This window comes from Streptomyces sp. NPDC012835 (assembly GCF_042900885.1).
Lineage (GTDB): Bacteria > Actinomycetota > Actinomycetes > Streptomycetales > Streptomycetaceae > Streptomyces.
In genome coordinates, this window is record NZ_JBIBBW010000002.1 from 578,202 (window position 1) to 596,308 (window position 18,107).

At 72.4% G+C, this 18,107-nt stretch carries 17 protein-coding genes and 1 tRNA gene; 11 read left to right on the plus strand and 7 right to left on the minus strand.

All coding sequences use genetic code 11. The features are described from left to right. Positions 1 to 154 precede the first annotated feature (154 nt). Positions 155 to 802 (plus strand): DedA family protein, encoded by a 648-nt coding sequence (locus ACFY6S_RS10060; RefSeq protein ID WP_388821238.1) that lies wholly within the window; start codon positions 155 to 157, stop codon positions 800 to 802. Positions 803 to 895: 93 nt separating this feature from the next. Here the strand turns inward: ACFY6S_RS10060 and ACFY6S_RS10065 are convergent, their stop codons facing one another. Next, a complete protein-coding gene (locus ACFY6S_RS10065; protein WP_388821241.1) occupies positions 896 to 1,390 on the minus strand; it encodes an Lrp/AsnC family transcriptional regulator in 495 nt (164 codons plus the stop codon). Between the two features lie 73 nt (positions 1,391 to 1,463). On the opposite strand from ACFY6S_RS10065, the gene ACFY6S_RS10070 reads away from it, so the two are divergent. Together ACFY6S_RS10070 and ACFY6S_RS10075 are read left to right on the plus strand one after the other, a co-directional pair. Further along, positions 1,464 to 2,474, plus strand: coding sequence for a DMT family transporter (locus tag ACFY6S_RS10070; protein ID WP_388821243.1), 1,011 nt, complete (start codon positions 1,464 to 1,466; stop codon positions 2,472 to 2,474). 37 nt (positions 2,475 to 2,511) lie between these two features. Next, entirely contained in the window at positions 2,512 to 3,000 is a 489-nt protein-coding gene (locus ACFY6S_RS10075; RefSeq protein WP_388821246.1) for a DUF2000 domain-containing protein, read from the plus strand. Positions 3,001 to 3,039: 39 nt separating this feature from the next. Here the strand turns inward: ACFY6S_RS10075 and ACFY6S_RS10080 are convergent, their stop codons facing one another. From ACFY6S_RS10080 to ACFY6S_RS10090, 3 genes are read right to left on the minus strand one after another with little or no spacing between them, the layout of a single operon-like run. After that, entirely contained in the window at positions 3,040 to 3,303 is a 264-nt protein-coding gene (locus ACFY6S_RS10080) for a DUF2277 domain-containing protein (protein WP_388821249.1), read from the minus strand. 25 nt (positions 3,304 to 3,328) lie between these two features. Continuing rightward, the gene (locus ACFY6S_RS10085) at positions 3,329 to 4,087 is read right to left on the minus strand and encodes a GntR family transcriptional regulator (RefSeq protein ID WP_388821252.1); all 759 of its coding nucleotides are present in this window, start codon (positions 4,085 to 4,087) and stop codon (positions 3,329 to 3,331) included. A 55-nt stretch (positions 4,088 to 4,142) separates the two neighbouring features. Continuing rightward, a complete protein-coding gene (locus tag ACFY6S_RS10090; RefSeq protein ID WP_388821618.1) occupies positions 4,143 to 5,198 on the minus strand; it encodes a LacI family DNA-binding transcriptional regulator in 1,056 nt (351 codons plus the stop codon). A 143-nt stretch (positions 5,199 to 5,341) separates the two neighbouring features. On the opposite strand from ACFY6S_RS10090, the gene ACFY6S_RS10095 reads away from it, so the two are divergent. The 4 genes from ACFY6S_RS10095 to ACFY6S_RS10110 are packed head-to-tail and all read left to right on the plus strand — an operon-like array spanning position 5,342 to position 10,849. Continuing rightward, positions 5,342 to 6,640 carry an ABC transporter substrate-binding protein gene (locus tag ACFY6S_RS10095; protein WP_388821255.1) on the plus strand — a complete coding sequence of 433 codons (1,299 nt, stop codon included), beginning with the start codon at positions 5,342 to 5,344 and terminating at the stop codon, positions 6,638 to 6,640. 14 nt (positions 6,641 to 6,654) lie between these two features. Next, complete coding sequence (locus ACFY6S_RS10100; RefSeq protein WP_388821258.1) at positions 6,655 to 7,602, plus strand: carbohydrate ABC transporter permease; 948 nt, start codon at positions 6,655 to 6,657, stop codon at positions 7,600 to 7,602. Then, positions 7,599 to 8,456 (plus strand): carbohydrate ABC transporter permease, encoded by an 858-nt coding sequence (locus tag ACFY6S_RS10105; RefSeq protein WP_388821261.1) that lies wholly within the window; start codon positions 7,599 to 7,601, stop codon positions 8,454 to 8,456. The genes ACFY6S_RS10100 and ACFY6S_RS10105 overlap by 4 nt, the downstream gene beginning before the upstream one ends. Positions 8,457 to 8,464: 8 nt before the next feature. Further along, positions 8,465 to 10,849: a beta-glucosidase gene (locus ACFY6S_RS10110; protein ID WP_388821264.1), complete on the plus strand. Its 2,385-nt coding sequence runs from the start codon at positions 8,465 to 8,467 to the stop codon at positions 10,847 to 10,849. A gap of 71 nt (positions 10,850 to 10,920) precedes the next feature. Here ACFY6S_RS10110 and ACFY6S_RS10115 read toward each other — a convergent pair. Continuing rightward, positions 10,921 to 10,995, minus strand: a tRNA-Val gene (locus tag ACFY6S_RS10115). A 194-nt stretch (positions 10,996 to 11,189) separates the two neighbouring features. Between ACFY6S_RS10115 and ACFY6S_RS10120 the strand changes: the two genes are divergently transcribed. The 4 genes from ACFY6S_RS10120 to ACFY6S_RS10135 all read left to right on the plus strand — a co-directional run bounded on the left by ACFY6S_RS10120 (position 11,190) and on the right by ACFY6S_RS10135 (position 14,459). Next, complete coding sequence (locus ACFY6S_RS10120; protein ID WP_388821267.1) at positions 11,190 to 11,975, plus strand: DUF4097 family beta strand repeat-containing protein; 786 nt, start codon at positions 11,190 to 11,192, stop codon at positions 11,973 to 11,975. A 74-nt stretch (positions 11,976 to 12,049) separates the two neighbouring features. Next, entirely contained in the window at positions 12,050 to 13,444 is a 1,395-nt protein-coding gene (locus tag ACFY6S_RS10125) for a hypothetical protein (protein ID WP_388821270.1), read from the plus strand. A gap of 154 nt (positions 13,445 to 13,598) precedes the next feature. Next, a complete protein-coding gene (locus tag ACFY6S_RS10130) occupies positions 13,599 to 14,216 on the plus strand; it encodes a DUF4383 domain-containing protein (protein WP_388821273.1) in 618 nt (205 codons plus the stop codon). A 24-nt stretch (positions 14,217 to 14,240) separates the two neighbouring features. After that, complete coding sequence (locus tag ACFY6S_RS10135; protein ID WP_388821276.1) at positions 14,241 to 14,459, plus strand: zinc ribbon domain-containing protein; 219 nt, start codon at positions 14,241 to 14,243, stop codon at positions 14,457 to 14,459. 145 nt (positions 14,460 to 14,604) lie between these two features. On the opposite strand, the gene ACFY6S_RS10140 is transcribed toward ACFY6S_RS10135, so the two are convergent. After that, entirely contained in the window at positions 14,605 to 15,477 is an 873-nt protein-coding gene (locus tag ACFY6S_RS10140) for an HAD family hydrolase (RefSeq protein ID WP_388821621.1), read from the minus strand. Positions 15,478 to 15,533: 56 nt separating this feature from the next. Continuing rightward, the gene (locus ACFY6S_RS10145; protein WP_388821624.1) at positions 15,534 to 18,107 is read right to left on the minus strand and encodes a phosphoribosyltransferase; all 2,574 of its coding nucleotides are present in this window, start codon (positions 18,105 to 18,107) and stop codon (positions 15,534 to 15,536) included.

An 18,107-nucleotide genomic window follows, 5' to 3' on the forward strand; every position in this document is an offset into this window, starting at 1 on the left:
GCCCTTCCGCACCGGGGGCCGGGCGTTCGACGTGTCGCGCCCCGGTCAAATCCGCTGTACCGCACACGCGTACGCTGTATGGTTGCAGCCGCCACTGCCGCTCCCCCGCGATGGCCAGGCGCTGTCAACGGGACGACGGGCGGGAAGTGCAGAGGTGTTGGAGAGTCTGGGGTCGCTGACCGGCAGCCCGTGGATCTACGCCGTCGTCGCCCTCTCCGTCCTGCTCGACGTGTTCCTCCCCCTGCTGCCCAGCGGCGTTCTGGTCATCACCGCGGCCACGGCCGCCGCCGCCGGATCGACCACGGTCGCGGGCGCGGCCGGCAAGGTCGCCCAAGTGCCGCAGGAAGTGCCCTCGCTGCTCCTGGTGATGCTGTGCGCTTTCACCGCCTCCGTCCTCGGTGACCTGGTCGCCTTCCGGCTGGCCCGGCGCAGGGACGGCCGCGTCGCGCGGACCATCGCGCGTTCGCGCCGGCTGACCACCGCGCAGGAGCGCCTCGGCAGCGCTCTGAGCGGCGGAGGCGGCGCCCTGGTCGTCCTCGCCCGCTTCGCCCCGGCGGGCCGCTCGGTGGTCTCCCTGAGCGCGGGCGTGGCGCACCGCAAGGTGAAGGAGTTCCTGCCCTGGTCGGCGCTGGCCGCCGTGGCCTGGACGGGGTACAGCGCGGGGCTCGGCTACCTGGGCGGCCAGTGGCTGGGCGCGACATGGTTCGGCACGGCGATATCCGTACTGGCCCTCTTCGCCGCCGGCTCCCTGGCGGCCTACTTCATCCGCCGCCCGAACGGCCCGGCGACCGCACCGGCCTGAGCGGGCGGCGCTCCGGGACGGCCGCGCCGCCGCGGGCGCGGATCGGGACACCGGGTCAGCCTGCTCTGTGCGGGTCAGCGGACCGTGTGCGGGTCAGCGGGCTCTGTGCGAGGGACGGGACCGACCGGGGCCGGCCGGTTCGATACGGCGGGACTGGACGTGCTCGTAGACCATGGTGGTCTGCACATCGGCGACTTCGCGGCGTTCGGTGAGGCGGTCGATGACGAAGGCGTACACGCTGTCGACGTCCGGGACGGCGATGTGGATGAGGAAGTCGTGCGGGCCGGAGGTGACGAACAGGCCGATCACCTCGGGCAGTCGCGCCGCCCACTCCCGGAACCCCTCGATGACGGCGCGGGCCGGGGGCCGGATGCGCACCGAGATGAGCGCCTGGACGGGCCGGCCGGCCGCGTCGAGGTCCAGGACGGCGTGGTAGCCGGTGATCACGCCGCGCTCGCGCAGCAGCCGTACCCGCTCCAGCGAGGTGGAGGGGGAGACCCCGGTCTTGGCCGCGAGATCGCGGTTGGTCTGCCGTGCATCGTTCTGCAGCTCCCGCAGCAGGGCCCGGTCCAGCGCATCAAGTTCCATGAAGTCGACTCTATGGCGTACGAAGTGCGGCCACGGGCCGCGGTGCTTGGGCGTTTGCTTAGTGTCGTTCGCCATGGATACACGACAGAACGCCCCCTTGCTCGGTGCGGGCCTGGTCCTGGGCGCGGCCGTGCTGTGGGGCACGGTCGGACCCGCCCAGGTGCTGGCGTCCAGCCCCATGACGCCGGCGGCCCTAGGGGGCTGGCGGCTGCTCGTGGGCGGGCTGGTCCTGGGGATGTTCACCGTCCGCCGGAACACCCTGCGGGCCCTGACCACGGGCGCGGTGGTGCGCCCCCTGCTGGTCTGCGCGGTGGCCACGGGCGTCTTCCAGGCGGCCCTCATGTCCTCGGTGGCACGGACCGGGGCGGCCCTGGCCACGGTGGTCGCCCTGGGCGTCGCCCCCGCGGCGATCGGCCTGTGTGCCCGGTGGGTCACCGGCGAGCGGATGACCTCCGTGTGGATGGCCGGCACCGCCGCCGCCGTCGCCGGCTGCGCCCTGCTGCTGACCCCGACAGGCGCGGGCGTGGACGCGCCGGGCCTGCTTCTGGCCGTGATCTCCGGGGTCTGTTACGGGCTGTACACCGTTTTCGCGAAGAAGCTGGCCGGCGTCGCCTCCGCCGCCCAGCTGCCCGGGCTCTCCGCGCTCTCCCTGCTCGCGGGCGCGGTCCCGCTGGCGCCCTGGATGATCAACAGCACCACTCCCGTGTGGCAGGGCAGCACCCTCACCCTGACCGTCTGGCTGGGCGTGGCGACCACCGCCCTCGCCTACTGGCTGTTCACCACCGGCCTCACCCGGGTGCGCGCCACCACCGCCGGGACCCTCAGCCTCGCCGAGCCCCTGGCCGCCGCGCTGATCGGCGTCCTGCTGCTCCACGAGCACCTCTCGCCGGTGGCATGGACCGGCGGCGCGCTGATCCTCGCCGGAATGATCATCATGTGCCTGCCGCCGCGGTTCCTCCCCCGCTCCGCACGGATGCCGGGGATTCCCCGCGAGGGGCGCATCATGTCCGCCGAAACCCTCGAACCTCTGGCGTCCGGCGAACGAAGTTCAGAACCGGCGTCGCGATTCCGCACGTCTGCCTAGCCTTTTGCTATCTGCTCGCACAAGCCAAGAGGATTACATGTCTGTGGTGAACGCTCCCGAGGCGACGGCGGTCGGCTTCGCGCCCGAGGAAATGGACTACTCCCTGTCCACCCACCAGGCCCGGCTGAAGTGGGTCGTGGTCGTCAGCTCCGACCTTCCCCCCGGACGGGCCGCCAACGCCGCCATCTGCGCCGCCGCCCCCACCGTGACCTCGGTCCCCGGCCTGCTGGGCGCCGAGGCCGCCGACGCGCAGGGCGCGGTGCACCCGGGGCTGCCCTGGGCAGGCTGCTCGGTACTCGTCGCCGACCCCGCCACGCTGCGCGCCATCCGCGCCAAAGCGGTGTCCCGCGCCGACACCTTCGTCGCCGATGTCCCCGTCGCCGCGCAGAGCACCCGCGTCTACAGCGAGTTCATCGCCGCCGTCGGCGAGGCCAGGACCGAGGACATCGACTACTGCGCGCTCAGCATCGTCGGCCCGCGCAACCGGGTCGACAAGATCGTCGGCAAGCTTCCCCTGATGTCCTGAGCGACGCGCTGTCCGCCACGGCGCCGGGGAGAGTCGCGATCAGCTCATCGCGCCTGTGGCCCGGCTCCCGGCCCCGCCGGCGGAGCTTCCACCCGCGCCCCGGACCTCGATGCCGTCCAGCAGCCGCGCGGTGGCGCCCGCGATCTCGTCCACGGCCCGCTCGAACACCTCCCGGTTGTGCGCGGCGGGCGCCCGGAAGCCGGAGACCTTGCGTACGTACTGGAGCGCGGCGGCCCGGATGTCCTCCTCGGTGGCCTCTTCGGGGAGGACGGGCGGCCGGAGGGTCTTGATGCTGCGGCACATGCTTCCAGTGTGCCCGAGGGGCCCGCTACGCGTCGAAGTCGTACTCCAGGACGTACGAAGCGGAGTCGAGCGTCATCGCGTTGACCTCCACCGCGCGCCCTTCCGCGGTGAACGCGGTCCGGCAGATGAGCATCACGGGCGTGCCGGGCGCCAGGCTCAGCCGGCGCGCCTCGTCCCGGGACGGCATGCGCGAGCGGACCTCTTCCCTGAAGTGCGCCGGCGCGAGCCCCAGCTCGCCGAGGCGCGCGTACGTCCCGCCGGGACCGGTGTCCCGCCCGGTGATCGCCGACCCGGCGACCAGCGCGGCGGGCAGCGAGCTGACCGCGAGCAGAACGGGCTTGCCGTCCAGTACGAACCGGCGACTTCGCACACACACCGCGTCACCGGGGCCGATACCGAGCACCCGCGCGACCCCCTCAGCGGCGGGCTCCTCCGCGACGCTCAGCTGATCCACGACAAGCGTCCGGTCCCCGGTGTCCGCGGACCAGACCGACAGCCCGGCCCCCCACCGCTCCCGCGACAGCCGCTCGACACCACGCCGCCGCAGCGGCCGGAACGAGCGGGCGAACACCCCGGCGCCCTTGCGCGACTCCGCGAGTCCCTCGCTCTGCAGGAGTCCCAGCGCCTGACGCGCGGTCATGCGGGCCACACCGTGGGCCGCCATGAGGTCGTTCTCCCCCGGCAGCCGGTCGCCGGGGCGGTAGTCCCCCGCCTGAATCGCATCCCGGACCGTGTCCGCGATGCGCTGATACTCCGCCCGCCGGTCAACGCCCTCGGTCGCCATACGTGAACCTCTTCCCTCTCGGTCCGGCACCCGCGCGGCGGGTGCGCGACGCCCACTATTCCTGGGGCCGCGCCGTGCTGTCCCGTACCACCAGCCTCGTGCCGAACTCGATCCGGGTGTCCGCCTGTTCCGCCCGGTCGGAGTGGTCCGAGCGGTCCGCGTGGCGCAGGCGCAGCAGCATGCGGGCCGCTTCCTCGGCCATCTCGACGAGCGGCTGGTGGACGGTGGTGAGGGCGGGGCTCGACCACTGGGCGAGGGGGATGTCGTCGTAGCCGACGACCGAGAGGTCCTCCGGGATGCGCAGGCCCAGCACCCGCGCGGCCTCCAGGACGCCCAGCGCCTGGAGGTCGCTGCCCGCGAAGACGGCGGTCGGGCGGTCGTCCGCCCGCAGGAGGTCCATGGCGTGGGTGTGGCCGGACCGTACGTGGAAGTCGCCGAAGCGCACCAGCGCCGGGTCGGCCGGCAGGCCCGCCATGCCCATGGCCGAGCGGAAGCCGTCCAGCCGGGCCAGTGAGCAGAGCATGTCCTCCGGGCCGGTGATGACCGCGACTCTGCGGTGGCCGAGTTCGATGAGGTGGCGGGTGGCGGCGAGGCCGCCGGCCCAGTTGGCGGAGCCGACGGACGGCACGTCGGGTTCCGGGTCGCCCGCCGGGTCGATGATGACGAACGGGATGGCGCGCGACCAGAGCTTCTTCTTGAGGTCGTCGGGGAGCGTGGAGAAGACGAGCACCACACCGAGCGGGCGGCGGCGCAGCACGCCCTCGACCCAGTCGGCGCCCGGGGAGTGCCGGGTGCCGGTCTCGGTGAGGACGACGCTGAGGCCGGTCTCCTTGGCGACGTTCTGCACGCCCCGGATCAGCTCCATCGCCCAGGTGCTGTCCAGCTCGTGGAAGACGATCTCGATGAGCGGCGCCTCGGGGGCGGCGGGCGTCGAGCGGCGGTAGCCGTGGGTGTCGAGCAGCTCCTCGACCTTGACCCGGGTCGGCGCGGAGACATCGGGACGTCCGTTGAGGACTTTCGAAACTGTCGAAAGAGATACCCCTGCTTGCGAAGCCACCTGGGCCAGGGTGACCCGGCCCGCACTCGTCTCATCACGCATGGACTGAAGGATAGGCGCCCCGGATGTCCGTCGGAAGTCGGTAACGGTTTGGCAGCACGGCGACCGCGCTGTTGACCGCTCCGGGAGAGAGCCCTACGGTCACTCGCCAGATACTTTCGGCAAAGATGCCGATACTTTCGAGAGGTCGATCGAAGATGATTCGTGCACGCTTTTCTCGAACGGCCGCCGTCGGAGTCACGCTCGCCCTGGGGCTGAGCCTGGCGGCCTGCGGCGGTGGCGGCAGCTCCTCGGGCGGCGACGGGGAGTTCCACGTACTGGTCTACGGCGATGCCACGAACAAGGTGGAGAAGCGGATCGTCGCGACCTTCAACAAGACCTCGAAGGTCAAGGCGGTCCTGGACACCGTCCCCGGGGCCGACTACCAGAAGAAGCTCCAGACGACCATCTCCACCCCCCAGGCACCGGATGTCTTCTTCAACTGGGGCGGCGGCTCCATCCAGCCGTTCGTCAAGGCGAACCTGCTGCTGCCGCTCGACGGCCTGATCGCCGAGAACCCGGAGCTGAAGTCGAACTTCCTGCCGTCCGTCTTCAACACGGCGGAGGTGGACGGCAAGGCGTACGGCATCCCGATGCGCGGCACCCAGCCCGTCCTGCTGTTCCACAACAAGAGGGTGCTCGCGGACGCCGGGGCGCCGACGCCGAAGACCTGGGACGAGCTGCTGGACGCGGTGAAGAAGCTCAAGGCCGCGGGCGTCACCCCGATCGCGCTGGGCGGCGCCGACAAGTGGCCGACCCTGATGTGGTTCGAGTACCTCTACGACCGGGTGGCGGGACCCGGCCTGTTCAAGGACGCGCTCGCCGGCGACAAGACCGCCTGGGAGAGCGCGGAGAGCAGGAAGGCGCTGGCCATGATCAGGGAGCTGGTCGACGCGGGCGCCTTCGGCACCAACTACGACTCGGTGAAGTACACCGACAACGGCTCCCCCGCGCTGCTGGGCTCCGGCAAGGCCGGCTTCGAGCTGATGGGGTCGTGGGCGTACTCCGCGCAGCGGGAGCTGAACCCCGAGTTCGCCGAGAAGGACCTGGGCTACACCGGCTTCCCCACCGTCGCGGGCGGCAAGGGCGATCCGGCCGACATCGTCGGCAACACCAACAACTTCTACTCGGTGCTGAAGAAGACCAAGCACGCGGACGCGATAGCCGAGTTCCTCAAGCTGATGTACTCCGACGAGTTCGTCAAGGCGCAGCTGGCCATCGGCAACCTGCCCACGACCACGAACACGTCGAAATTCCTGGACTCGGCCGACAACCCGGACTACCTGAAGTACCAGTTCGGCCTGGTCGACAAGGCCGAGTCGTTCCAGCTGTCGTGGAACCAGGCGTACCCGCCGGCCGCCGACGCCCCGATGACGCAGGCGATCCAGCAGTACTTCAACGGCTCGATCGACGCCGACGCCTTCATCAAGGCCATGCAGGCCCTGTCCACCGAGTGAGAGTGACGTCCACCATGGTTGCTCTCACCTCTCCGGTGAAAAGCGAAGGGCGGCGGCAACGCCCCCGGCCCGACCGGGGCCCCTCCGGCCATACGGTCGCCCGCCCCGGGATCGGCTGGGCCCTGCCCGCCGCGCTGTTCTTCGCCCTGTTCGCGATCGTCCCGCTGGTGCTCGTCGCCGTGTTGTCCTTCGCCAGCTGGAACGGTCTGGAGGCGCCCCGGTTCACGGGCTTCGACAACTGGACCGGGCTGCTCGACGACCCGGTCATGATCAAGAGCCTCTGGCTCAGTGTGCTGCTCACCGGTCTGGGAGTGGTCACCCAGACGCCCCTGTCCGTCCTGCTCGGTGTGTGGGCGGCCGGCCGCCAGCGCAACCGGGCCGTACTGTCGGCGGTGTTCTTCGTCCCCCTGCTGCTGTCCGCCACGGCGATCTCCGTGCTGTGGCGGGCGCTGCTCGATCCCAACTTCGGGGTGCCGGCGCAGGCGCGCTGGCTCTTCGGGGACGGCAATCTGCTCGGCTCGCGCACCGGGGCGATCTCGGTGCTCGTCCTGGTGGCGACCTGGCAGTTCACCCCGTTCCACGCGCTGATCCACCAGGGCGCGGCGCGCGCGATCCCCGAGGTGCTCTATCAGGCGGCGGCGATCGACGGGGCGGGCCGGGTGCGGCGGTTCTTCCACATCACCCTGCCGCAACTGCGCAACTCGATCATCACGTCGGTGATCCTCATGGTGGTGGGCGGGCTCACCACCTTCGACACCGTACTGATCCTGACCCAGGGCGGGCCCGGTACGGACACCAGCATCAGCGCCTACTACATGTACCAGAAGGCGTTCAGGGAGTTCGACTTCGGCCAGGGCGCGGCCATCGCGCTGCTGCTGGTCGTGGTGGCCACACTCATCTCACTGATCGTGGTGCGGGTCTCCGGCTACGACAAGATGGCCGGCACGAAGGAGGGCATGTGACCCGCCGTCCCCGCTTTTCCAGGACCGGGTCCGTCACGAGGGGGCGGCCCAACTACCTCGCCGGCCTCGGCGCCCTGCTCTGGCTCGGCCTGGTCGCTTTCCCGCTGTACGTGATGCTCGGCGCGACCGTCCAGAGCCGCGGCGAGTACAGCGCGAACGGGCCCCTCTCGTTCCCCCGGTCGTTCTCGCTCTCCAACTACACGCAGGACTTCTCCAACGGCTTCGGTCTCTACTTCCTCAACACACTGATCGTCACGGCCAGTGTGGTCGCCATCGTGCTGCTGCTGGTGCCTCCGCTGGCCTTCTCGATCGTCCGCAGCCGGGGCCGGGGCAGTGTCAGGATCTTCCGGCTCTTTCTCCTCGGGCTGGCGATCCCGGCGCAGGCCGTGATCGTCCCGATGTTCTACGTGATCAGCAAGGCCGGGCTCTACGACAACCTCATCGGGGTCATCCTGCCGACGGCCGCGTTCTGTCTGCCCGTCTGCGCGCTCATCCTCACCGGGACCATGCGCGACATCACCGGCGAACTCTTCGAGGCCATGGCCATCGACGGCGCCACCACCCGCCGCGTCTTCTTCCAGCTCGTCGTCCCGCTGTCCCGGGGCGGGCTGGCGACCGTCGTGGTGTTCTCCGCGCTCCAGGCGTGGAACGGCTTCCTGTTCCCGCTCGTGCTCACCCAGTCCGAGGAGACCAAGGTCCTCACCCTGGGGCTCTACAACTTCCAGACCGAGCACGGGATCGACATCCCCGGTCTGCTGGCCGCCGTGGTGCTGTCCACGGTGCCCGTCCTGCTCGTCTACCTGTTCGCCCGCCGTGCCCTGGTCCAGGGGCTCATGGGGGTCGGAGGAAAGTGATCGCCCGCATGAGCACCCGAACGAGCACCACCACGGCCCCGGCCGGCGCCACCGCCGCCACGCGGGCCCGGCGCGTCGAGGAACTGATCTCCGCCATGACGACGGAGGAGAAGATCGCCCAGCTGTACGGGCTGTGGGCCGGCGCGTCCGCCGACGGCGCCGAAGTCGCCCCGCACCAGCACGAGATGGAGGTACCGCCCACGCTGGACGAGCTGCTGCCGCACGGGCTGGGCCAGTTGACCCGGCCGTTCGGCACGGTCCCGGTCGATCCGGCGCTGGGCGCGCTGTCCCTGATGCGCACCCAGGAACGTATCGTCGCCGCCAACCGCTTCGGCATCCCCGCCATGGCCCACGACGAATGCCTCGCGGGGTTCGCGGCATGGGGAGCGACCACCTACCCCGTCCCGCTGTCCTGGGGCGCGTCCTTCGACCCCGAGCTGGTACGGGAGATGGCGGGCGCCATCGGCCGCGACATGCGGTCGGTGGGACTGCACCAGGGGCTGGCCCCCGTACTCGACGTGGTGCGCGACGCGCGCTGGGGGCGGGTCGAGGAGACCATCGGCGAGGACCCCTACCTGGTGGGGACGATCGCCACGGCCTATGTGCGGGGCCTGGAGTCGGCCGGTCTGGTGGCGACGCTCAAACACTTCGCCGGGTACTCGGCCTCGCGCGGCGCGCGCAATCTCGCGCCGGTCAGCATGGGCGCGAGGGAGCTGGCCGATGTCATCCTGCCGCCGTTCGAGATGGCGGTGCGGGAGAGCGGCGTACGGTCGGTGATGCACGCGTACAACGACATCGACGGCGTCCCGTGCGCGGCCAGCGACGAGCTGCTGACCGGCCTGCTGCGGGATGTCTGGGGCTTCGAGGGCACCGTGGTGGCCGACTACTTCGGGATCGGCTTCCTGAAGACCCTGCACGCGGTGGCGGCCGACTGGGGCGAGGCGGCCTCGGCGGCGCTCGGCGCCGGCGTGGACGTGGAGCTGCCGACCGTCAAGACCTTCGGGGAACCGCTGCGGGAGGCGGTGGCCGCCGGGCGGCTGCCGGTCGGGACGATCGACCGGGCGCTGCGCCGTGTCCTGACCCAGAAGGCCGGCCTCGGGCTGCTCGACCCGGAGTGGACGCCGCGTCCGCCCGCCCTCACCGGAAAGGACCTCACCGACCCGGCCGCGCTGCGCGGCACCGTCACGCTGGACTCCCGCGCGCACCGGGACATCTCCCGCCGCCTGGCCGAGCGGGCGGTGATCCTGCTCCGCAACGACGGGATTCTGCCGCTGGCGGGCGGCCCGGCCAGGATCGCGGTGATCGGCCCGCAGGCGGCCACGCCCCTGGCGGTGCTGGGCTGCTACTCCTTCCCCGTCCATGTCGGCCGCCAGCACCCGGACACCCCCGTCGGCATCGAACTTCCCACGCTGCACGAGGCGTTGGCGGCGGAGTTCCCCGGCGCCGAGGTGGTCGCGGTGGCCGGTACGGGCATCGACAGCGGCGACACCGACGGCTTCGCCGAGGCGGTACGGGCGGCCCGGGAAGCGGATGTCGTCATCGCCGCCCTCGGCGACCGGGCGGGCCTCTTCGGGCGGGGCACCAGCGGGGAGGGGTGCGACGCGCAGAGCCTGGAACTTCCGGGCAGCCAGGGCCAGTTGCTGAACGCCCTGCTCGACGCGACGCGCGCGGCCGGCACGCCCCTGGTGGTGACCCTGCTGGCCGGGCGGCCGTACGCGCTGGGGCCGGCCGCCACCGGGGCGGCGGCCGTGGTGCAGTCCTTCTTCCCCGGCCAGGAGGGCGCCCCGGCCCTGGCGCGGGTGCTCAGCGGCCGGGTGGAGCCCTCGGGCCGCCTCCCGGTGAGCGTCCCCCGGCTGGCGGGCGCCCAGCCGTCCACGTATCTGGCCGCGCCGCTGGCCCGGGCCGGCGAGGTGTCCAACATCGACCCCACCCCCGACTTCGCCTTCGGCCACGGGCTGTCGTACACCACGTTCGACTGGTCGGAGCTGACGGCGGACGGGAACGCCGGCACGGACGGCACACTGGAGCTGTCCTTCACCGTCCGCAACACGGGCGACCGGGCGGGCACCGAGGTCGTCCAGCTGTATCTGCACGACCCCGTCGCCTCGGTGGTGCAGCCGGTCCAGCGGCTGATCGGCTACCTGCGGCTGCCGCTGGCCCCGGACGAGCGGGCCCGGATCGCGGTGAGCGTCCCGGCCGACCTCGCCTCGTTCACCGGCCGCACCGGGCGCCGCGTCGTCGAACCGGGCGCGCTGGAGCTGAGGTTGGCGGCCTCCAGCGCGGACGTACGCCTCACCGCCGCGGTGACGCTGACGGGTCCGGTACGGGAGGTCGACCACACGAGGAGGCTGCACGCGGCGTTCAGCGTCGAACGGGGCGGCCACGGCCGCTGAAGCCGCCGGACACGTCCCGTACATCCCACAGAGGGCCCCCGACCGTGACCGGTCGGGGGCCCTCGAAGAACTGGTGGGCGCGGACGGTTTCGAACCGCCGACATCTGCTTTGTAAGAGCAGCGCTCTACCCCTGAGCTACGCACCCGTGGATGAGGCAACAGCGTACATGGCCCATGGGGCCCCGCCGCAAACCCGCGTCGGAACCGGGCCGGGCCGGGAGGGGGGATATCCCCACCCCGGACCGGGTGGGGAGCCGGATCGGGAAGCGGGGCATTCGTTCGTAGGCTGAGGGGACGCAAACGCACGGACCATACGTACGGAAAAATCGGGGGACCCAAGGTGGCCGCAAGCCGGAACCGCACGCGCGCGCTCGTCGCGGCGAGCGGGGCAGTGATCGTCGCGATGACCATGAGCGGGTGCGGGAGCGATCCGTCGGGGGCGCCCGTGGAGCGGAAGTCCTTCGACTTCTCCGGACGGTCGCTGACGATCGTGGGGGGCAACGCGGAGATCGACCTCGTACCCGCCGAGGTGAAGTCGGTCGAGGTGGCGCGGCAGCTGGACGGGTGGGTGTTCGCCGGGACCGGGCCCAAGGGCGTGTGGAAGATGGACGGTGACACCCTCACGCTGAAGGTGAAGTGCTCCGGGGTCGTGAGCGACTGCTCCTCCCGCCATGAGGTGAAGGTGCCGCGCGGGGTGGCGGTGACGGTGCGCGGGGACAACGGGAAGGTGACCGCGACCGGGTTCGACACCGCCCTCAAGGTGACGTCGGACAACGGCGCGGTGAACATCAAGGACTCCAGCGGACCGCTCGACCTCAAGAGCGACAACGGCGCCATCACCGCGCGCGGCATCTCCGCCCGGACCGTGACCGTCAGGTCGGGGAACGGGGCGGTACGGCTCGGGCTGACCGCGGTGCCCGACCGTGTGGACACCAGCAACGACAACGGGCGGATCGCGATCGAGCTGCCCAGGACCGGCGCGGACGGTTCGGCCGTCTCGTACGCCGTGACGACATCCAGCGACAACGGCTCCATCGACGTGGGCGTGCCGAACGACAGGAACAGCGCCCATGCGGTGAAGGCCCGCACCGACAACGGGAAGATCACGGTGCGAAGCGCGGACTGACCGGCCCGTGTGTTCGTCACCGCCTGGTGGGAGAATGGACCAGGCCATGGCGGATCTCGGCACGGGAGAGGGATGTGACGGCGACACACGCGCACGCGCAGCCGCACGCAGGAGTGGGAGCGAGAGCGAAGACGCGTGCCGCGGGTGGTGTCCTCACGGATGTCCTCACGCTGATGCTGCTCCCCGTGCCCCTGCTGGTGGCGGCCGTGCCGGCCGCCTTCGCCGGCGGGGGGACGCGGCGCTGGTTCGGCGGCCGGGCCGAGAGCCTGCGGGCCGAGGCCCAGGCCGCGAAGGACGCGGCGGCCGCCGCGTTCTACGAGTTGGACACGGCGCAGCGCGATCTGCGGATCTCGATAGAGACGATCACGGCCGTGGACGGCTCCCCAGCGGCCCGCAGGGCGGCCGATGACTTCACCGCGCTGGGACAGCGGATCGACGAGGTCAGCCACGGCTACATCGATGCGGTGGACGGGCACGACCTGGACCGCGACGATCTGGAGGCGTCGGCCGCGTCGAGGGCGCGGGACGAGCTGACGGCGGCCAAGGACGCGCTGAACCGGGTCAAGGGCGACCTGGACCGGTTCGGCCAGGGCCTCGGGCCGCTCCTCGACAAGGCCGAGACGCAGCTCGCGCGGCTCGCGCCCGCCGTCGAGCGGGCGCGGGCCGCGCTCCTCTCCGCGAGCAACGCCCTGGACGAGGTGCGCGGCGCCGGACTGCGCGCCGACGATCTCGCCGCCCGGCTCGCGGCGCTCGGCCCGGAACTCACCAAGCTCAACCAGGGTGCGGGCCGGCACGGCGTGCCGGAGACGATCCAGCGCGCCGAGCAGGTCCTGCGCGCCGCCGAGGCCGTACGGGCGGAGGCAGCGCGGCTGCCCGAGCGGGCCGAGGAGATCGACCGGCGCCTGGTCTCCCTCCGTACCCGCGCCCAGGCTCTGACGACCCGGGCCGGCTCCGTCGACCCGGTCCTCAGCGAGCTGCGCCGCCGCTTCAGCGCCGCCTGCTGGCAGGACCTCCAGCAGGTCCCGGAGCAGGCGGCGAGCAGCGTCCGGCAGGCCGAGGAGAAGCTGCGGGAGGCGGGCAAGGCGCGCGAGGAGCAGCGCTGGGCCGACGCGACCTCGCGGCTCAGCACGGCGCGTGCCCTGCTGAACGGTACGGACGAGGCGGTGTCCGCCGCAGGCGACCGGCTGCGGCGGCTGAACGCCGTGGCGAAGGACCCGCAGCAGGAGGTCGACCGTACGCGCTTCGCGATCAGGGACGCCCAGCGCCTGGCCATGACCGGCCGGCACACCCCCGAGCCCCGGCACGCCCGGCCGCTGGACGACTCCGTGGCCCGGCTGGACCGGGCGGTCGCCGCCCTGGAGGGCCGCCACCCCGACTACTGGCAGTTCCTGACCGAGACGGAGGCGGTGCGGAACACCGCCGCCCGGGTGGTCTCGGACATCCGGGAGGAGCGGGGCGGGGGCGGCTGAGCGCTCGCGCGGGACGGAAGGCACGGCCCCCGGCCCGGCGCCCCCGGGCCGGAGGTCACCGCATGGTCGACTTGTCCCCCCGGCCTGCCCGGCGGATCCTTGATGAAGCGCACGCGATACCTCCCCTATCGCCCGCCCAAGGAGGCCCGCCCCCATGGCCACCCGAGCGACACCTCCCGCAGTGGTACGGCACGATCCGCCGCCCTATCCCCACCATGACCCCAAGAGTCCCCGGAGCCCCCGGCGCCGGGTCAGGATCGACTCCCAGCTCCCCCTCGACCACCACCTCAACCAGGTCTACCGCATCGGCGCGGGCCTGATGGGGCTCGCCCTGATCGCCTTCGGCATCCTGGGGCTGGTCGACAAGATCGGCTTCTTCGGTACCGGCGGTCAGCGGGTCATCGGCCTCAACGCGAACGGCACCCTGAGCGTGCTGTCCATCTGCGTCGGGCTGCTGCTCCTCGTCGGCATGGTGATCGGCGGCAATACGGCCTCGACCCTGAACCTGGTCTTCGGCGTCCTCTTCATCGCCAGCGGATTCGTCAATCTGGCGCTGCTGGACACCCGTTACAACTTCCTCGCCTTCCACATCCAGAATGTGCTCTTCAGCTTCGTGGCCGGCCTCCTGCTCATGTTCTTCGGCATGTACGGGCGGGTCAGCGGCGGGCTCCCGCATGAGAATCCGTACTGGCGCGCCCGCCACCCGGAGCAGGCCGACCGCGAACAGCGCGCCAGGGCGCGGGGCGGGCACGGCCGGGTGGGTGTCGGCTAAACGGTTGTCCCGTAGCCTGAGCGCATGCCTCGCTACGAGTACCGCTGCCGCTCCTGTGGTGACACCTTCGAGCTGAGCCGCCCGATGGCGGAGTCCTCGGCGCCCGCCGCGTGCCCCGAGGGACATGACGACACCGTGAAGCTGCTCTCCACCGTCGCGGTCGGCGGAGCGGCGAAGGGCGGCGCCCCCGCACCGGCCGCCGGTGGCGGGGGCGGCTGCTGCGGAGGCGGCTGCTGCGGCTGACGGTCCGGGCGGCGCCGCACGCCGGTCGGCCCCCCGCAACGGTGGGACGACGCGCCGGCGGCCCGGACGGGCCGGAGACGTCCCGCCCTCGGCCCGGTGGCTCGGCCCCCGTACCTCGGGTCCCTGGACCTCGGGTCCCCGGGCCTCAGCCCGTACCGCGCCCGGCCGCCGCCACCGGCGCCTCGTCGCTCCCGCCCGCCGCCGCTGCCCCCAGCCGCCGCAGGATCTCCTCGCCCGCCGCGACGCCCGTCTCCCGCAGCGCCTCCACGTGCGGCGCGCTCCAGCCGGCGTCGGCCAGCTCCCCGTGGCCCGGTCGCCAGCCCCGGTCCGCGGCCAGCAGCAGATCCGCGTCGAGGAGCGAGTCCCCGGCGGCGAGCGTGCGTACGGCGCCCGTCCTGCGCGCCACCTCGCGCATCGCGGCGCTCTTGGTGAGCGGTCGCGGTACGGCGTAGATCTTCCGGCCCTGGAGCGAGACCGTCCAGCCACGGCCCCCCGCCCACTCGGCCAGCTCGGCCACCCAGCCCGCCGGCAGCAGCGCGCGGTCGACCACCAGGTACGCGAAGAGGTCCTCCGCGATCCGCTCCTTGAGCAGCCACGCGGGGTCGGCGGCGGACAGCAGGTGGTCCCGGACCTCGGTGAGGGGCGCGCACTCGTCGGCCAGCCGGGCGGTCACCTGACGCCGCCAGTCCGGGTCGGACACCCCGTCGACCAGCAGATGCCCGCCGTTGGCGCAGATCGCGTACGCCGACGGCGGGCCCGGCAGACGGATACGGCCGTACTGCTCGCGTGTACGGGTCGTCGTCGGTACGAAGACGGTCGTACGGGCCAGCCGGTCGAGCAGCCCGGCCGCCGTCTCCGTCAGGTACGACAGCGGCCGGCTCTCGTACACCTCGACGCAGAGCAGCCTCGGCGCCTCGGCGTCGGGCACGGCGAGCCCGAGCGCGCCGGCCGAGTAGATGAGCGTGCGGTCGAGGTCGCTGGCGACCAGCGTGGGGGCGGTGCTCACGGCGGTGCTCATGTCGGTGCTCACGGCGGTGCTCATGTCGGTGCTCGCGGCGGTGCTCATGTCGGTGCTCACAGCGCGGCCACCGCCTTGCCGTCGGCGCCTGTCGCACCGCGCGTGTACCGGGGGTGGATCAGCCCGACACAGGTGTACGGCAGGCCGTCGACTTCCTCCACCGGTACGCCGCGCTGCTCGGCCAGCAGCCGGACGTGGTCGAGGTCGGCGCCGGCGTCGCGCTGGGCGAGGATCTTCCAGGGGACGCGCCGCAGCAGTACGCGGGTGGTCTCGCCGACGCCCGGCTTGACGAGGTTCACATCGTGGATGCCGTACTCCTCGCTGATCCGCTCGACGGCCGCCCAGCCCTCCCAGGTGGGCGCGCGGTCCGCCGCGAGCAGCTCCTTGGCCTCGGCGTCCACCGCGTCCGCCACCTCGTCGAAGCGGGCGGCCACGGTCTCCAGGAAGTGTCCGGAGACATCGGCGCCGGCCAGTTCGCGGTAGTGCTTCGCGCCGTGGAAGTCATCGGGACCGACCAGGTCGGCGCGGAGCACCGTACGGGAAATCAGCCCGGACACGGTGGAGTTGAGGCAGGCGGAGGGGATCAGGAAGTCCTCCCGGGTGCCGTATGTCCGCACGCAGCCGCCGGGGTCCGCGAGGACGGCGATCTCGGGGTCGAAGCCGCCGGGAAGCGCGGCGGAGTCGTCGCCGGGGCCGGCGAGGCCGCTGCGCCCGTTGAACTCGGCCAGTGCCTCGGCCAGTTCGCGGGTGATGGCGCCCTTGCCCGTCCAGCCGTCCACGAAGACGACGTCTGCGGGGTCGTGATGGGCGGCGAGCCAGCGCAGGGCGTTGGTGTCGATGCCCCGGCCGCGCACGATGGAGATGGCGTAGTGCGGCAGGTCGAGGCCGTGGCGGTGCTGCGCCCAGCGGCGCATCAGCACCCCGACGGGCGTGCCGGCGCGGGCCAGCGACACCAGTACGGGCCGGGGCGAGCGCTCGGCGAGCACGGTCTCGGTGACGGTGCCGACGGCGCGGGCGATCCGGGCGGCCGAGGTCTCCAGCGCGGACCGGAAGAGGCGCTGGTACCGGTCGTCGGGCTGGTATTCGACGGGGAGGGATTCGGCGTAGTGCGCGCCGCCGTTCTGGATCGCCTCCTCGCGCTCCTCGGTCGGTGCCTCCAGCTCCACGTCGGACAGGTCCTGGAGCAGCCAGCCGACGTCGTCGGGCGCGTAGGAGGAGAAGGCGGGACCACGGAGGGGGTCGGGCAGCATGGCGGGTTCCTGGGAGCTGATGGCGGGTTGCCGGGCGCTGACGGGTTGTTCCCGGAGCCCCTGGGGATTCCGCGCTTTCCGGGGCCCGGGAAGCGCGTGCGCCGGGACGTACGAGGGCACGACGGCCAGCACGACGCGCGGTATGTGAGCGCCGAGGAGGGCCAGCAGCCCGTCGGGAGCGTGCAGTTCGGGCGAGTCCGCCGGGGAGTCGACGACGGCCACGACGGCGTCGAAGCCGCCGCCCGCCACGTTGTACGCGTACCGGTCGCCGGTCCGCTCCTCCGCGGAGAGGGCCGCCGTGTCGTGCGCGGGGAAGACGAGCCGGCTGCGTATCGCGTAGCCGGGGTCGTCGACGGCGAGTACGGGCGAACGCGTCGTGGTCGAGTACCGCACCTCGACGCGTTCACCCGATCCGCGTTCCAGTGCCTCGGCCAGCCGGAGCGGGGCGTACATCAGCTCCTCGAAGCCCAGCACCAGTACGCGCCGGGCGTCGTGCCCCAGCTCGGCTGCGATGTCCGCCGCCATGGCGGGCAGCGCGGACTCCAGCCGGGCCCGGTGCTCCGGGGTGAAGCCGTGCCGCCCGCCGTCGGGGACCCCGGCGGGCCAGCCGAGCGCGATCCGGGTCACGGAGGAAGCCGCGGCGGACCCGGCAGGGGCCTGCGCGCGAGCGCTCCCCGTCTCCCCGCCCTCGTACTCCGCCACCAGCGCGCGGCCCCTCTCCAGCACCCCGTCCGGCAGCCGGACCGTTCCGGAGGCGAGCGTGACCAGGTCGACCCGGGCGCCGATCTCCCCGGCGAACTCCGCGAGCCGCCCCTGGTCGGCCGCCGAGCGCATGTCGACCAGCGCGACGATCACGTACCAGGCGCGCGGATAGCGTCCGTGCAGCGCGCGGATCGTGTTGAGCACGGTGTTGCCCGTGGAGAACTCGTCGTCGACCAGCACCAGCGGCCCGTCCGTGGCGAGCAGCCCGGGGTCCTCGGGCAGCAGCAGGTGCGAGGTCGCGTGGGAGTGCGACTCCTCGAAGCCGCCCGCCCGCTCCACACCCGGCACCGGGCGGCGGGTGGAGTGGAGGTACGGGGCGAGGCGCATCCCGTCGGCCACGGCGTGCCCGAGCCCGGTGGCGGTCTCCGCGTACCCGAGCACCACCGCGCGCTCCGTCCGGTCGCCCAGCAGCTCCGCCACACGCTCCCCGAGTGCCACGCCGGTGCCGTATACGACCTCGGGGCGCTGGGGCACATGCTTGCCCAGCACATTCGAGACAAGGAGGTGCGCCCGCCTGGGGTTGCGGCGCAGCGCCAGCCCCAGCAGGTCCCGCAGCCCCTCGCCCCCGGCCAGTTCGATTCCGAGCCGCTCGGCGACCCATGTGCCCGACCACACCAT